This is a genomic window from Burkholderia cenocepacia (genome assembly GCF_014211915.1).
Lineage (GTDB): Bacteria > Pseudomonadota > Gammaproteobacteria > Burkholderiales > Burkholderiaceae > Burkholderia > Burkholderia orbicola.
Map to the genome: position 1 here is coordinate 534,050 of NZ_CP060039.1, position 15,939 is coordinate 549,988.

9 protein-coding genes and 3 rRNA genes are annotated in these 15,939 nt (G+C 57.5%); 3 read left to right on the forward strand and 9 right to left on the reverse strand.

From position 1 onward, the window contains the following. Positions 1-14: 14 nt before the first annotated feature. Positions 15-1,571, forward strand: a complete 1,557-nt coding sequence (gene tnpC, locus SY91_RS02505; RefSeq protein ID WP_011695107.1) for an IS66 family transposase — start codon at positions 15-17, stop codon at positions 1,569-1,571. Here tnpC and SY91_RS02510 read toward each other — a convergent pair. From SY91_RS02510 to SY91_RS02550, 9 genes are all read right to left on the reverse strand, one after another. Continuing rightward, positions 1,526-2,557 carry a restriction endonuclease subunit S gene (locus SY91_RS02510; protein WP_185921042.1) on the reverse strand — a complete coding sequence of 344 codons (1,032 nt, stop codon included), beginning with the start codon at positions 2,555-2,557 and terminating at the stop codon, positions 1,526-1,528. The genes tnpC and SY91_RS02510 overlap by 46 nt on opposite strands. Then, on the reverse strand, positions 2,547-5,516 hold the full coding sequence (locus SY91_RS02515; RefSeq protein ID WP_043888687.1) for a type I restriction endonuclease subunit R: 2,970 nt from the start codon (positions 5,514-5,516) through the stop codon (positions 2,547-2,549). The genes SY91_RS02510 and SY91_RS02515 overlap by 11 nt, the downstream gene beginning before the upstream one ends. 269 nt (positions 5,517-5,785) lie before the next feature. After that, entirely contained in the window at positions 5,786-6,436 is a 651-nt protein-coding gene (locus tag SY91_RS02520) for an HNH endonuclease signature motif containing protein (RefSeq protein ID WP_185921043.1), read from the reverse strand. A 4-nt stretch (positions 6,437-6,440) separates the two neighbouring features. Then, positions 6,441-6,791: a nucleotide pyrophosphohydrolase gene (locus SY91_RS02525; RefSeq protein ID WP_043888685.1), complete on the reverse strand. Its 351-nt coding sequence runs from the start codon at positions 6,789-6,791 to the stop codon at positions 6,441-6,443. 337 nt (positions 6,792-7,128) lie between these two features. Next, positions 7,129-7,241 (reverse strand): 5S ribosomal RNA (rrf, locus tag SY91_RS02530). 155 nt (positions 7,242-7,396) lie between these two features. Next, positions 7,397-10,276 (reverse strand): 23S ribosomal RNA (locus SY91_RS02535). Positions 10,277-10,679: 403 nt separating this feature from the next. Then, positions 10,680-12,212: ribosomal RNA gene (locus tag SY91_RS02540) — 16S ribosomal RNA — on the reverse strand. Together the 16S, 23S and 5S rRNA genes form the textbook arrangement of a ribosomal RNA operon. A gap of 580 nt (positions 12,213-12,792) precedes the next feature. Next, a complete protein-coding gene (locus SY91_RS02545) occupies positions 12,793-13,323 on the reverse strand; it encodes a cytochrome b (RefSeq protein ID WP_023477409.1) in 531 nt (176 codons plus the stop codon). Then, the gene (locus SY91_RS02550; RefSeq protein ID WP_027812172.1) at positions 13,323-14,408 is read right to left on the reverse strand and encodes a catalase family peroxidase; all 1,086 of its coding nucleotides are present in this window, start codon (positions 14,406-14,408) and stop codon (positions 13,323-13,325) included. Before SY91_RS02550 ends, SY91_RS02545 begins: the two co-directional genes overlap by 1 nt. A gap of 158 nt (positions 14,409-14,566) precedes the next feature. Between SY91_RS02550 and SY91_RS02555 the strand changes: the two genes are divergently transcribed. Then, positions 14,567-15,088 carry a sigma-70 family RNA polymerase sigma factor gene (locus tag SY91_RS02555; RefSeq protein ID WP_043888418.1) on the forward strand — a complete coding sequence of 174 codons (522 nt, stop codon included), beginning with the start codon at positions 14,567-14,569 and terminating at the stop codon, positions 15,086-15,088. After that, the gene (locus tag SY91_RS02560; RefSeq protein WP_043888417.1) at positions 15,085-15,843 is read left to right on the forward strand and encodes an anti-sigma factor family protein; all 759 of its coding nucleotides are present in this window, start codon (positions 15,085-15,087) and stop codon (positions 15,841-15,843) included. Before SY91_RS02555 ends, SY91_RS02560 begins: the two co-directional genes overlap by 4 nt. Positions 15,844-15,939 lie beyond the last annotated feature (96 nt).

Genomic DNA, 15,939 nt, shown 5'->3' on the forward strand with positions numbered 1-15,939 from the left:
GGTCTAATCCGGCGATGCTGCCATCATCCTCATCTCCCACCGACGAACTGCAGGCGCTGCGCGCAGAACTCGCTGCCATGAAGAGCGAGTTGCGTGTGGTGACGGTCGAACGCGACTTGCTGCGCGAGAAGCTCAAGGCCTTTCAGCGGCAGTTGTTTGCCGCCAAGAGCGAAGTGCGCGGCGCCGAGCAACGCGACCTCTTCCTGAACGAAGCAGAGGCGGGCGCAACGGGATCTGAACCGGCGCAAGAGGCGCAAACGGAACAGAGCATCGAGGTTGGCGCACACGAGCGCAAGAAGCGTGGACGCAAACCGCTAGATCCGATGCTGCCTCGCGAGGTTGTGCGTCATGAATTGCCGGAATCAGAACGCGTTTGTGCACACGACGGGCATGCGCTCGTCGAGATCGGCGCCGAGATCAGTGAGCAGCTCGATATCGTGCCGCAGCAGGTTCGCGTCATTCAGCACCAACGAATCAAATACGCGTGTCCTTGCTGCGACCTCGGCATCAAGGTGACGCCGGCGCCGGCTCGCATCATTCCGAAGGGGTTACTCACTGAATCGGCGCTTGCATGGGTAGTCGTGAGCAAGTTCGCTGACGCTCTGCCGCTGTATCGAATCGCCGCGTTGCTACACCGTTTCGGCGGCGATCTCTCGCGTGGCACGCTGGCAGCCAGCGTGGTGCGCGTCGGTACCGCAGTGCAGCCGCTCATCAACTTGATGCGCGATCACTTGCTTGAGGCCGACATCGTCTACGGCGATGAGACAACGGTGCAGGTGCTGAAAGAGCCAGGCCGTGCCGCACAACGCAAGAGCTACATGTGGGCACAGATGAGCGGCACCGGCCCACCGGTTCGATTGTTCAGTTACAGCTCGACGCGCAGCGCGGCACAAGCCGCGGCGCTCTATGCTGGCATCAAGCCCGGCGCGGTGTTGATGACGGACGGCTATGAGCCGTACAACGATGTCGCCGACACTAACCAACTGGTGCATCTTGGCTGTTGGGCGCACGCACGTCGCTACATGATCGAGGCCGAGGAGAATCTCCCAAAGGCGCAACGTGGTCGCGACCATCCCGTCAGCGAATTCATTCGACTGATCGGGCAATTGTTTGCGATCGAATCGCGCTGCGAAGGGCTGACGCCAGAGAAACGGTTGCTGACGAGGCAACGCGACAGTCGTGCGATCCTTGGGCAAATCGAGGAACTGCTTCTGCGTCAGTTGCATGCAGTGTTGCCGCAAAGCGCCTTTGGCAAAGCGCTTCACTACATGCAGGGTCAATGGCCGAAGCTCATTCGCTATGTCGAGAACGGCGCTTGGCCGCTCTCGAACAACGCCTGCGAGAACGCGATCCGGCCATTCACCGTCGGGCGAAAAAACTGGCTCTTCTACGACACTGTCGCTGGAGCGAATGCTGCTGCCAACCTGTATTCGCTAATCGAAACGTGCAAGGCGAACGGCGTCGAACCGTACGGCTATCTCGTCGCGCTGTTCAAGGCACTGCCTCTCGCAAACACCGGCGACGACTACGAGGCGCTATTGCCTTGGCGCCTCATCCCCTCCGCAGACTGACGCACAGCCGGTCGCTGAGAGCAAGCCACGTGGCTTATTGCGCGCTTACGTAACTCACCCACGCCACTCCCCTTGACAGTTATGAGGATATCTCCCGCACGCCCTGAATTTGCGCTGTGCGAGGTCCATTTTCCAACTAAAGCCAAATCATTTGCGTAATCTGACGGCCCTGTGAAGTATGGAACATCACCAGCATCCGCATACTCGTCTGGTGCGAGATGAAGCCCTGAAATGAGGTCGATCCGCGTCGAAAGTTCGACTTCCTTCCACGCCTCGGCGTCCCGAAACTCAGGAAAGCGCAGACGTGGAACCGTTTCGCCTTCGCAGGGGAACAGCTGCTGCAGCAAGCCATTCTTGTGGATCTTGAGCGCGTCAAGTTTCCGGCTCTCGGCCGTAATCACATCGTCGAGGGAAGACAGAAATTCGGCGATTTTTTTTTGCTCGTCGCTCTTGGGAATCGAGATTGCAAATTCCCTCAAAGCGCTGCCGGAAAGCTCCTTGAATGTATTGCCTGCACCGATATCTTCTAGGCGTGATCTGTTATTTCCAAGATAGTAGTAAATGAACTTGGATTCATAGCCGGCCCCCGCGACAATGCCACGGCAACCTTGGTTGATTGCCATTGGTTGGGTGTTTATTGCCAAATGCCCGATGGGGGCACGCGTAGAGAGGATAATGCTTCCTTCAGGCAATAGTTCCGACGAGCAATTTTGGAGGCCGTTCTGCGTCAGAGTGCGGATCGTTCTGGAAACGTATGGGCTTACGTCCTTTCCCATTTCCGCTGGTGTAATCCATTGAATTTCACCGTTCCAGTATTCCGGAACACTGGTGCTCGGAGTTCCTCCTTGAGTAATACGTGCAATCTTCGACAGCGGTTCAGTCGCCCACTCCCCCGCCCCCCTAAACTCAGGAAACCGGAGTCGCGGCACCAGCGCGGTTTTCTCGTTGTTCTGTTCGCACATTGCGGCGACGTCCTTATTGTTCATATGCACTCAGCCCCGAAATCTCGCGCCCCTGGGCGAGCTTGTGCAGCAGTGGCGTCATGTCTTCCACCAATGCCAGTTCTTTTTGCGTGCGCGCTTTCCAGCCCAAACCAAGCGGAGCCATCAACTCGCTCAGCGCTTCGCCATCGAAGACGCGGCGGCGCAATACGTCATCCACGAAGGCTTGTAGCGCCTCGGCGGCCAACCCATGCTTGGTGGCGATATCGGTCAGTTCGCGGGTCTTCTTCTCGGCCTTGAAGCGCTCGTAACCTGCGCGGATTTGCTTTTCGTCCAACGCCTCACCCACAGGCAGGCCACGGATGTATTCGGCGATGTCCTCGCGCTCCTCGATGAACTTAGCGTCTGACTGAATCAGACCGATGAGTTGCTCACGGTTGAGAGTAAGCTTGCCGGGCTTTTGCTGCGTCATGCGGGCAATCAGCCCCATGATGTAGTCGTAGTCGATCACCGCCGAGGCAAAAAGCACGAACTCGAAGTCAAGCTGTTGTATTTCGGGCGGAGCCTGGTCGCCTTGCTTGTCCTGCTGTTCCTTGAGCCGCTTGGCCGTCTCCAAATACACGCCTTTGAAACCTTGCAGCTGGTCGGGCGATGCGATCTGCGTGATCTGCGTTTTCTGCTCCTCGCTCAGATCGGTGTATTGATCTAGCTGGGTCTTAAGACGTTGCACTTCTTTGAACAGGTTGACGAACTGGCTACGCGCAGCGTCTCCCTTGAGGTTGGCCACCTCTTCGGGAGCGTTAGCCAGCCCCTGTGTTTGCATGAAGTCGGCCAGCTTTTGGGTGGCGGTTTGCAGGCTATCGATGACCTTGGGTGCTGGGTCCACCAGCCAGATTTCGCGCGGGTTGTCGATCTTCTCGCCTGAGAAGAGTGTGATGGCTTCTTCCACAGGCTTCTGCTGTTGGCGGAAGTCGAGGATGTTGCCGTAGGGCTTGCTGTCGTTCAACACGCGATTGGTGCGCGAAAAAGCCTGGATCAAGCCGTGATGCTTAAGGTTTTTGTCCACGTACAGGGTGTTCAGGTACTTGGAGTCGAAACCAGTGAGCAGCATGTCAACGACGATAGTGATATCGATCTTCTCGGCGTGGGGAAGATCGGCATTGGGGTATTGCTGATCTTTGATGCGCTTTTGCACGTCCTGGTAATACAGATCGAACTCGCCGATCCGGTGGCTGGTACCAAAGCGAGCGTTGTAGTCGGCAATGATGCGAGTGAGCGCGGCCTTCTTGCCCTCCGGGTCCTGCTGGTTGTCTTCCTTTTCCTGCGGCAGGTCTTCCTGAATCTGCTGCACATCCTTGTTGCCTTCGGCAGGCGGAGAGAACACGCAAGCTACGTTCAGGGGCTGAAAGGTTTCATCTTCGCCCTGCTTTTTGGCTTGGAGGGCTTTGAGCGCCTCGAAATACTCGATAGCGTCGTTGATGCTGGCAGTGGCCAGCACGGCGTTGAATTTCCGCTCGTTGGTGGCGGCATCATGCTTGGCGAGGATGGTCTCGATGACCTTGGCCTTGGCCAAGCCTTCGCCAGGCTTGGGCGGGTTCTTGCCCTCGGGCTTGAAGTAGTCCACGTGGAAGCGCAAAACGTTGCGGTCTTCGATGGCGTGGGTAATGGTGTACTGGTGCAGGCAGCGTTGGAATAGGTCGTCCGTGGTGCGATAGCTGGCCTGTTGCCCCTCGATCTGTTGGTAGCTGGCGTTCTGCTCGAAGATCGGCGTGCCAGTAAAACCAAACAATTGGGCGTTGGGGAAGAACTCCTTGATAGCCTTGTGGTTCTCGCCGAATTGCGAACGGTGGCATTCGTCAAATATGAAAACCATGCGCTGGTTGCGCAGAGGTTCCAGGCGTTCCTTGTAGTTGCGCTTGTTGGTGCCGTCGAGCGCCAAGCCCAGCTTCTGGATGGTGGTGACGATCACCTTGTCGGCATAGTCGTCGGACAGCAGGCGACGCACCAGCGCTTCGGTGTTAGTGTTCTCTTCGACACAGCCTTCCTGGAAGCGATTGAATTCCTCGCGGGTCTGGCGATCCAGGTCTTTGCGGTCCACCACGAACAGGCATTTTTCGATGTCCGGGTTGTCCTTGAGCAACGTGGAGGCCTTGAACGACGTGAGCGTCTTGCCGCTGCCAGTGGTGTGCCAGATGTAGCCGTTACCGCAGTTTTGGTGGATACAATCAACGATGGCTTTGACGGCATATATTTGGTACGGCCGCATCATCAGCAGCTTCTGCTCGCTGGCCACCAGCACCATGTATCGGCTGACCATCTGACCCAAGGTGCACTTGGCGAGGAACTTCTCAGCGAAGCTATCCAGTTGCGTGATCTTCCTGTTGTCTTCGCTCGCAAACTGGTAGACGGGCAGGAAGCGTTCGTCAGCGTTGAAGCTGAAGTGACGCGCGTTATTGTTGGCGAAGTACCAAGTGTCGGCGCGATTGCTGACGATAAAGAGCTGGATAAAACAGAGCAATGTCTTGCCGTAACCGTTGCCGGGATCGCTCTTGTAATCGACAATCTGCTGCATAGCCCGACGTGGGCTAACAGCCAGTGTCTTCAATTCGATCTGCACTACCGGCACACCGTTGATCAGCAACATCACGTCGTAGCGGTGATGGCTGTTGTCGGTGTTGATGCGCAACTGGTTGACTACCTCGAAGTCGTTCTTGCACCAGTCGCGGATGTTGACGAGCGCGAAGTTGAGCGGCGTGCCGTCGTCGCGCTCGAAGCTGTTGATGTTCCGCAGCGTCTGGGCAGCGTTGTAGACATCGGACGTGATCACGCTGTCCAGAAGGCGCTGGAACTCGCTATCGGTCAGGTGTACCCGGTTGAGAGCCTCGAACTTTTCGCGGAAGTTCGCTTCCAGTGCGGCGCGGTCCCTAATTTCTGGCCGATAAGTGTATTTTAGGTCGCGGAGCTTGGAGATAAGATCTTGCTCTACCCGATTTTCGGCTGTCATTTTGATTACGGTACTGTAGGCAGGGGCAGGCTGTATATTGCCATGCTCCCCGCTATGCCAACAGGCTTCTGGATATGAATCGCTCGATCCGCCATGACCGCGCTTGAATTCTCGGCTAGCCTCAAGGCTTTGACAGCGATCGGCCATCCACCCCACCGAATCAACACGCGATAAAGCGCAGCCGCAAAGTACGCAAGGAACATCGCAAAGGAACATCGCAAAGGAAAGCTGTCTCTCGACTGCGACGCCGTTCACTATTGCGATCTGGCTCAAGACTCGGCGCCGAAATGAAGCTCTCTGTGACAATTTGGGCACAACGCGATCGCATTTTCGACCGTATCCTCACCGTCGTCTGCAAGGCGTTGCTTGTGGTGCACCTCGAGGTATGGTGTGCGATCCTTTTTCCGGAGAAACGGAGCACGCAATTTGCAACGCTCACAAGCGCCATTCGCTCGAAGCAAAACTTCCGCAACAACGTCAGCGCTTCGAACGTAGATCTCCGTGACGGCCTTGATCTTTGCGGGCTTTTTGTTGGCCCGTGAGAGTCGCTTCCGGCGTGCCGTCGATGTGTCTGCAAGCGCTCGATCCACGTCTTCGTCGAAAGCTGCTCGGCGTGCCTGAAGAGTCTGGAAAACCGCGACCGGCCCCTCATGTTGTGCGAGTTCGAACGTACCGCGCTCTACCCGTATGAACTTCGCCTCGCGTTTCGACGGATCGAAATCGACGCACTGAGGACAATGGTCCTCCACCTTGCGACGCACTGTCGCCTGAAACGTCGCCATGTCTTGATAGTTGTCTGGCAACTCCCCTGACGAGAATTCGACCAGCAGCGCTTCATAGATCTTCTTGTACGGCGCTCTTCCACCCAGTTTTCGCACCACATTCTCAATGTCGCCAACTTTCACGCTGTACTGCGGCATTTACTCAATCCCCGTATTCAGAGTATTTTTGTGATTTTCCGTACACCTTAGCCGGCGGATATTTCTTTTTATTGATTTCAATTTTTTCCAGCGCCGCCTTGTGGAGATCAATCTCTAACCTGTCAGCTAGCAGCACTAGGTACGTCAGAACGTCGGCCATCTCGTGACGGATCGCTATCAGCTGGTCAGCGGAAAGCTCTGCTTTCTCTCCGGAATCAAGCCATTGAAACGGCTCCAGCAGCTCGCTAGCTTCGACGCTCAACGCCGCAGCCAAATTCTTGGGCGTATGGAACCTCTGCCAACCGCGCTCCGCTGTAAACTGACGGAGTACATCGCGAAGCTCTTCCAATTCCATTTTTTTCTCCGCTGCGCCTGCATACGAAGTTCCAATAGAAAGGTCCCAGGTCGCCAGGGAATTAGCACCTTCAGCCTATGGAAACAGCAGGATCGTTATAGGAGTTTGGAAAATATCACAATTTCGAGATAAGAGCCCTCTCACTCACCCTAACTCCTCACCAGTGCCCCACGTCGTCTGATACCCCACCGGAAAGCATCGCCGGCCGTTCAGCGACATCACGACCAACAACGCATTGAGCACGAGTGGGGCCCATGCCAGATGTCCCGCACATATTTCCGGCACCTCAAATGCAAAAACCCCCGCCTGGTCGGGCGGGGGTTTCTGGCTTAGGGGAGCCTGACGATTACCTACTTTCACACGGGAATCCGCACTATCATCGGCGTAGAGTCGTTTCACGGTCCTGTTCGGGATGGGAAGGGGTGGGACCGACTCGCTATGGTCATCAGGCAAAGGGGGTTGTTCTGCTGGCGTGGCCAACAGAACCAATCTGGGAAGAAGCAGTAATTTTGAGTTGTGTGTATCACACACGAGAATCCAACATGTCGCTTTGGATCGCGGCCGGTGCTGTCGCACGGCGCCGATCTACAAGGCAGACTTGTTATAGGATCAAGCCTTACGGGCAATTAGTATCAGTTAGCTGAACGCATTACTGCGCTTACACACCTGACCTATCAACGTCCTGGTCTCGAACGACCCTTCAAGGGGATCTAGTCCCCAGGGATATCTCATCTTAAGGCGAGTTTCCCGCTTAGATGCTTTCAGCGGTTATCTCTTCCGAACATAGCTACCCGGCGATGCCACTGGCGTGACAACCGGTACACCAGAGGTTCGTCCACTCCGGTCCTCTCGTACTAGGAGCAGCCCCCTTCAAATATCCAACGCCCACGGCAGATAGGGACCAAACTGTCTCACGACGTTTTAAACCCAGCTCACGTACCTCTTTAAATGGCGAACAGCCATACCCTTGGGACCGGCTACAGCCCCAGGATGAGATGAGCCGACATCGAGGTGCCAAACACCGCCGTCGATATGAACTCTTGGGCGGTATCAGCCTGTTATCCCCAGAGTACCTTTTATCCGTTGAGCGATGGCCCTTCCATACAGAACCACCGGATCACTATGACCTGCTTTCGCACCTGCTCGACTTGTCGGTCTCGCAGTTAAGCACGCTTATGCCATTGCACTATCAGCACGATTTCCGACCGTACCTAGCGTACCTTCGTACTCCTCCGTTACGCTTTGGGAGGAGACCGCCCCAGTCAAACTGCCTACCATGCACTGTCCCCGACCCGGATCACGGGCCAAGGTTAGAACCTCAAACAAACCAGGGTGGTATTTCAAGGACGGCTCCACCGAAACTAGCGTTCCGGTTTCATAGCCTCCCACCTATCCTACACAGATCGGTTCAAAGTCCAATGCAAAGCTACAGTAAAGGTTCATGGGGTCTTTCCGTCTAGCCGCGGGTAGATTGCATCATCACAAACACTTCAACTTCGCTGAGTCTCGGGAGGAGACAGTGTGGCCATCGTTACGCCATTCGTGCAGGTCGGAACTTACCCGACAAGGAATTTCGCTACCTTAGGACCGTTATAGTTACGGCCGCCGTTTACCGGGACTTCAATCAAGAGCTTGCACCCCATCATTTAATCTTCCGGCACCGGGCAGGCGTCACACCCTATACGTCCACTTTCGTGTTTGCAGAGTGCTGTGTTTTTATTAAACAGTCGCAGCCACCAGTTTATTGCAACCCCTTCACCCTCCTGGCGCAGGCCAGTCAAGCTACAAGGGCGTACCTTATCCCGAAGTTACGGTACCAATTTGCCGAGTTCCTTCTCCCGAGTTCTCTCAAGCGCCTTAGAATACTCATCTCGCCCACCTGTGTCGGTTTGCGGTACGGTCATCGTTAGACTGAAGCTTAGAGGCTTTTCTTGGAACCACTTCCAATTGCTTCGCTCCCGAAGGAGCTCGCGCCACACCCTTGAATTGCGCGCCCGGATTTGCCTAAGCGCCTTCTCCAATGCAGCGACCGGGACTTCCAACACCCGGACAACCTTCCGCGATCCGTCCCCCCATCGCATCTAACAATGGTGCAGGAATATTGACCTGCTTCCCATCAGCTACGCATTTCTGCCTCGCCTTAGGGGCCGACTCACCCTACGCCGATGAACGTTGCGTAGGAAACCTTGGGCTTACGGCGAGGGGGCCTTTCACCCCCTTTATCGCTACTCATGTCAGCATTCGCACTTCCGATACCTCCAGCACCCTTTACAAGGCACCTTCGCAGGCTTACGGAACGCTCTCCTACCATGCGAGCAAGCTCGCATCCGCAGCTTCGGTATATAGCTTAGCCCCGTTACATCTTCCGCGCAGGACGACTCGATCAGTGAGCTATTACGCTTTCTTTAAAGGGTGGCTGCTTCTAAGCCAACCTCCTGACTGTTTTAGCCTTCCCACTTCGTTTCCCACTTAGCTATATTTGGGGACCTTAGCTGGCGGTCTGGGTTGTTTCCCTCTTGACACCGGACGTTAGCACCCGATGTCTGTCTCCCGTGATTGCACTCTTCGGTATTCGGAGTTTGCTATGGCGGGGTAATCTGCAATAGACCCCCCAACCATGACAGTGCTCTACCCCCGAAGGTGAGACACGAGGCACTACCTAAATAGTTTTCGGAGAGAACCAGCTATTTCCAGGTTTGTTTAGCCTTTCACCCCTATCCACAGCTCATCCCCTAACTTTTCAACGTTAGTGGGTTCGGACCTCCAGTACGTGTTACCGCACCTTCATCCTGGCCATGGATAGATCACCTGGTTTCGGGTCTACGCCCAGCAACTGAACGCCCTATTCGGACTCGCTTTCGCTACGCCTGCCCTATACGGTTAAGCTTGCTACTGAACGTAAGTCGCTGACCCATTATACAAAAGGTACGCCGTCACCCCTTACGAGGCTCCGACTGTTTGTATGCATGCGGTTTCAGGATCTATTTCACTCCCCTCCCGGGGTTCTTTTCGCCTTTCCCTCACGGTACTGGTTCACTATCGGTCGATCACGAGTATTTAGCCTTGGAGGATGGTCCCCCATCTTCAGACAGGATTTCACGTGTCCCGCCCTACTTGTCGCACACCTAGTTCTTTCATACTGTTTTCGCCTACAGGGCTATCACCTGCTATGGCCGCACTTTCCAGAGCGTTCGGCTAACAATACAAATAAAGAGTGCAAGGCTCATCCCATTTCGCTCGCCACTACTTTGGGAATCTCGGTTGATTTCTTTTCCTGCGGTTACTTAGATGTTTCAGTTCACCGCGTTCGCTTCACTAGACCTATGTATTCAGTCTAGGATGACCCAAAAGGGCCGGGTTTCCCCATTCGGACATCTACGGATCAAAGCTCGTTTGCCAGCTCCCCGTAGCTTTTCGCAGGCTACCGCGTCCTTCATCGCCTGTGATCGCCAAGGCATCCACCACATGCACTTGTTCGCTTGACCCTATAACGAGTCTGTCTCATCTTTCGACGCGACAGTCGCTACAGGTTGAGTTCTCGCGTTGTGCCGTATTCCAATTGAGTCAAACATAGAGTTCGAATCATCTTGAGATACATCGATACAATCACAACCCGGATAGTTTTCACGTCCATCTCGAGACGCTTCCGCTATCCAAATTACTTACTTCTTCCAGATTGTTAAAGAACGACAGCCGATACTTTCGTACCGCTCTGACTGACTCAATCGCCAATGAGAAAAACTCGAACCAAACTTCATTCGAATGTTTGTCATTGAGGATTATCGAAAGCGGCCGGTATTATAACCGTTTAAACCGCTAACAGACAGTCTTTCTGTCTTAATCAACAGCCGATAAGCGTGAGCGCTCAACTTGTGCGAGAAGCTCTGGAAAGGAGGTGATCCAGCCGCACCTTCCGATACGGCTACCTTGTTACGACTTCACCCCAGTCATGAATCCTACCGTGGTGACCGTCCTCCTTGCGGTTAGACTAGCCACTTCTGGTAAAACCCACTCCCATGGTGTGACGGGCGGTGTGTACAAGACCCGGGAACGTATTCACCGCGGCATGCTGATCCGCGATTACTAGCGATTCCAGCTTCATGCACTCGAGTTGCAGAGTGCAATCCGGACTACGATCGGTTTTCTGGGATTAGCTCCCCCTCGCGGGTTGGCAACCCTCTGTTCCGACCATTGTATGACGTGTGAAGCCCTACCCATAAGGGCCATGAGGACTTGACGTCATCCCCACCTTCCTCCGGTTTGTCACCGGCAGTCTCCTTAGAGTGCTCTTGCGTAGCAACTAAGGACAAGGGTTGCGCTCGTTGCGGGACTTAACCCAACATCTCACGACACGAGCTGACGACAGCCATGCAGCACCTGTGCGCCGGTTCTCTTTCGAGCACGCCCACCTCTCAGCGGGATTCCGACCATGTCAAGGGTAGGTAAGGTTTTTCGCGTTGCATCGAATTAATCCACATCATCCACCGCTTGTGCGGGTCCCCGTCAATTCCTTTGAGTTTTAATCTTGCGACCGTACTCCCCAGGCGGTCAACTTCACGCGTTAGCTACGTTACTAAGGAAATGAATCCCCAACAACTAGTTGACATCGTTTAGGGCGTGGACTACCAGGGTATCTAATCCTGTTTGCTCCCCACGCTTTCGTGCATGAGCGTCAGTATTGGCCCAGGGGGCTGCCTTCGCCATCGGTATTCCTCCACATCTCTACGCATTTCACTGCTACACGTGGAATTCTACCCCCCTCTGCCATACTCTAGCCTGCCAGTCACCAATGCAGTTCCCAGGTTGAGCCCGGGGATTTCACATCGGTCTTAGCAAACCGCCTGCGCACGCTTTACGCCCAGTAATTCCGATTAACGCTCGCACCCTACGTATTACCGCGGCTGCTGGCACGTAGTTAGCCGGTGCTTATTCTTCCGGTACCGTCATCCCCCGACTGTATTAGAGCCAAGGATTTCTTTCCGGACAAAAGTGCTTTACAACCCGAAGGCCTTCTTCACACACGCGGCATTGCTGGATCAGGCTTTCGCCCATTGTCCAAAATTCCCCACTGCTGCCTCCCGTAGGAGTCTGGGCCGTGTCTCAGTCCCAGTGTGGCTGGTCGTCCTCTCAGACCAGCTACTGATCGTCGCCTTGGTAGGCCTTTACCCCACCAACTAGCTAATCAGCCATCGGCCAACCCTATAGCGCGAGGCCCGAAGGTCCCCCGCTTTCATCCGTGGATCGTATGCGGTATTAATCCGGCTTTCGCCGGGCTATCCCCCACTACAGGACATGTTCCGATGTATTACTCACCCGTTCGCCACTCGCCACCAGGTGCAAGCACCCGTGCTGCCGTTCGACTTGCATGTGTAAGGCATGCCGCCAGCGTTCAATCTGAGCCAGGATCAAACTCTTCAGTTCAAACCTGTTACTGTTTTCGGTTCAGTTAAGAACCGGTCGCTCACTCAAAGCTGACAGGAATATGAATCACTTCATAAACCTGACTTACTTTAGTGTGAGACTCTTGATACTTTCGCCATCTGATCCGAGGATCAGCTCGCTGCCATCAAGCGCCCACACTTATCGGCTGTTAATTTTTAAAGAGCGTTTCTGCGAGGAATCTTGAACCCCTCAGCAGCGCTGCGTTTTCAGCAGCAGAGAAGCGAGATTATCAACCGTTTTTTGAGACTCGTCAACAACTTTTTTAACTACTTCGTTGCGACGACCGCGGTTTAATTTCGCGTGCACTGGAATCGATAAAACCGACTTCAACAGCACCCGCTTCCCTCTTCTTCTTCCGCGCCGTGTTTCCGTTAGCGCGAAAGAGGCGTGATTCTATGCATCCGCCCCGGTCTCCGCAACCCCTTTTGTGAAATATTTTTGACGTGCTATGGCGAGGACCGCCGAGCACTTCCCAGTGCTCATATATAAGGCGACACGGCAGGCGCAGCCTCGGCCGCCCTTGAACAGCCCCGCCGTATCGAACGCAACCTTCCGTCGATTACCGCCCCACCATCGCCCTCACCACGCCGTCCCGCCGAATCAGCCCGTGATACAGCGCCGCGGCAAAGTGCACGAGGAACGTCAGGAAGAAGAGATAGGCCAGCACGCGATGCGCGACCCGAAGCCACGCGAACGCCACCGGATCAGCCGACACCAGCGCCGGCAGTTGCACGCCGCCGCCCAGCGTCACCGGATATCCGCCCGCCGACAGCATCGCCCAGCCGATCAGCGGCATCGCGACCATCAGCGCATACAGCACGAGATGCGAACCGTGCGCAGCCACCTTCTGCCACCACGGCAGATCCCCGGGCAACGCCGGCGGCTTCGACAGCATCCGCACCACGATCCGCACGCACACCAGCACCAGCACGGCCACACCCAGCGGCTTGTGAATCGCCACCAGGATCTCGTGCCGCCCGGAAACCGACGCCACCATCCCCACCCCGATGAACAGCATCGCGAGGATCATCGCGGCCATCACCCAGTGCAGCACCCGCGCCGGCAAACCAAACGTCGTCGAAGCCTTCATCACCGTCCCTCCCCACTCACTCGCGCCACGCCTGCCACGCCGGCCTCTTCACTCGTGCGCCGCAGATACGAATCCGCATACGCGGCCGAACGCGCCGCCAGCAACGGATCGCCCGACACCTGAATCCCCTGCGGCAGCACCGTCGGGTCGTAATTCACGTCGCGGCACGGGCCGCTGTCCTGCGCCTCCACGCGGTCGAGCACGAGCGTGCCCGCATCGATCGTCGTGCGCTGCGCGGGCCAGATCTTCGTCGCGTCGTCCACCGGGTCGCCGGGCTCCGCCAGCGTGACCAGCAGCTTCCACTTCTGCGGGCCGGCCGCGATGCGCTGCGTCACGTCCTGTTGCAGCACGTTCGGGTCCGCGGCCGTCGCGACATCGCCGGCGCCCGCCGTCTGCTCCGGCACGACGCGCCACCGCACTGCCTGGCGCTTGCCGGCCGCGTCGACGAAGTAGAACGCGTTCAGCCCGTAATAGCTTTCGGTGACGTAGCTCGCGCTCGGCTTCGCACCCTTCACCCATTGCAGGAACGCGCCCGCTTCCGGATGCGCGCCGAAAAACGCCTTCACCTTTGCCGGGTCCGGCTTGCCCGTCTTCGGATCGGGCCGGGTCGCGAGCGTCTGCTCGTAGAACGCCTGCGGCGTCGCCACTGGAAACACCGGCATCGCGTTCATCCCGGTCCGCCATTGCTCGCCGTCCGGTGCGGTGAGCTTCAATGCGAGGCTGCGGATCGGCACGCTGCTGTCCGGCGCATAAGGATTCCCGCCCGGCAACGCGAAGCGCCCGACCACCGGCGTGCGCACCGCCTTGAAGAACGGCGCGACCGAATACGCGCTCGCAGCGCCGTTGCCTTCGAAGTAGCCGGTCACGCACACGCCCTTCGCGTGATTGCGCCGGTAACCGGGATGGATGCCGCTGTTGGTCTGCAGCGCGTCGACGAGCCGGTGCGGGGTCAGACGCGCCGGCGCGAGCCATCCGCCGGCATACCCGAACGCCGCGGCCACGCCGGCCACCGCGCCGCCGATCACGGCCCAGCGCCACCACCCGCGCCCGGGCTCGCGCTGCGGCGAAGAAGAAGATTGCTTCATGAATGCACTCCCGATCGTCAGATCATTGTCGAACGCGTGTAGGACGCCGCTCACGCCGCTTTATTCCACGAAGAATTTTTTCGTATGCTGGAGGGAATAACCGATGCCGGGCGGCGTCCTACGCGGCATCTACGACCCTTTCGGCAACCGGCCCAGCCATGCCCTCCACCGCCCTCGACGACGAAGCATTGCGCGAACTCATCCCCAGGCTGCGACGCTTCGCGCTCTGGCTGGCGCGCGACGTCCATGCAGCCGACGATCTCGTCCAGTCGACGCTCGAGCGCGCGCTGTCGCGCTGGACGAGCCGTCGCGACGACGCGTCGCTGCGCAGCTGGCTCTTCACGATCCTGTACCGGCAATTTCTCGATGGCAAACGCAGCGCGAAGCGCTACGCGTGGCTGCTCGGCCGCATCGGCGACGACGACGAAGCGCACTGGCCGTCCGCCGAACGCGAATTCGCGGCGCGCGCGACGCTTGAAGCGTTCGGGCGGCTCTCGGACGAACAGCGCAGCCTGCTGCTGCTCGTCGCGGTCGAGGGCTTCACCTATCAGGAAGCGGCCGACCTGCTCGAGGTGCCGATCGGCACCGTGATGTCGCGGCTCTCCCGCGCGCGCCAGGCCCTGCGCCAGCTCAGCGACGGCGAACTTCCCGCTCCTTCTCTCCGATTGATGAAGAAATGAACACGCCTCCGAACGAACATGACCTTCAGGCCTATGTCGACGGCCAGCTCGACGACGATGCGCGCGCCGCGGTCGAGCGCTATCTCGCGCTGCATCCTGAACGCGCGGAACAGGTGAAGCAATGGCAGCAGGACGCGCAGCGGTTGCGGGCCGCGCTGGAGAGCGTGCGGATGCCGGCGGACAACCCCGCGCTGGATCCGGCGGCGATTCGTGGCCGACGGGCCGAGCGCGCGCGGATGCGGTTCGCGATGGCGGCTTCGTTCGTGTTCTGCGTCGGGCTCGGGACGTTCGGCGGATGGCAGGCGCGCGGGTGGAACGCGGCGCCGCCGATCGCGCCGATGAGCGATGCGGTCAAGGCTTACCAGATGATGGTGGTCGATCGGACGGCCAAGGTCGATTACCGGCCGACCGGTGCGGGCGATTTGCAAGGGTGGCTCACCAAAGGCGTGGGCGCATCGGCGAAGCTGCCGGATTTGAGCGCGGCGGGGTTCAGGCCGGTTGGTGGGCGGCTGTTCACGACGGACAGCGGGGCGACTGCTGCAATGGTGCTCTATGAGGATGATGCGGGACGGACGCTGAGCTTCTATCTCCGGCCGGCGGAATCGGGACATCGGCTGCTGCCGAACGGGCAACGCGTGGATGGCGCGCTGCTCGCGCGGTATGGCTCGGTGAATGGGCTCAACTATGCGGTGGTCGGGCCGGCGGGGAGTCTTGGCGAGAAAGCAGTCGTGCAGGCGCTCGATCAGCAGACTTGAAGTGGTCGGAGGCGTGCCCGGCCGGCGGTTGGTCGTGGCCGTCAGCGCCTTTTGCGGAGCGGCTGGGCGGACTTGAGCGGGCGCATGCTCACCGCT

What these genes read in the sequence shown, in the direction of transcription:
- SY91_RS02515 (WP_043888687.1), bottom strand. Translation starts at nt 5,516, where the DNA reads ATGACAGCCGAAAATCGGGTAGAGCAAGATCTTATCTCCAAGCTCCGC.
- SY91_RS02525 (WP_043888685.1), bottom strand. Translation starts at nt 6,791, where the DNA reads ATGGAATTGGAAGAGCTTCGCGATGTACTCCGTCAGTTTACAGCGGAG.
- SY91_RS02560 (WP_043888417.1), top strand. Translation starts at nt 15,085, where the DNA reads ATGAACACGCCTCCGAACGAACATGACCTTCAGGCCTATGTCGACGGC.
- SY91_RS02545 (WP_023477409.1), bottom strand. Translation starts at nt 13,323, where the DNA reads ATGAAGGCTTCGACGACGTTTGGTTTGCCGGCGCGGGTGCTGCACTGG.
- SY91_RS02555 (WP_043888418.1), top strand. Translation starts at nt 14,567, where the DNA reads ATGCCCTCCACCGCCCTCGACGACGAAGCATTGCGCGAACTCATCCCC.
- SY91_RS02520 (WP_185921043.1), bottom strand. Translation starts at nt 6,436, where the DNA reads ATGCCGCAGTACAGCGTGAAAGTTGGCGACATTGAGAATGTGGTGCGA.
- tnpC (WP_011695107.1), top strand. Translation starts at nt 15, where the DNA reads ATGCTGCCATCATCCTCATCTCCCACCGACGAACTGCAGGCGCTGCGC.
- SY91_RS02510 (WP_185921042.1), bottom strand. Translation starts at nt 2,557, where the DNA reads ATGAACAATAAGGACGTCGCCGCAATGTGCGAACAGAACAACGAGAAA.
- SY91_RS02550 (WP_027812172.1), bottom strand. Translation starts at nt 14,408, where the DNA reads ATGAAGCAATCTTCTTCTTCGCCGCAGCGCGAGCCCGGGCGCGGGTGG.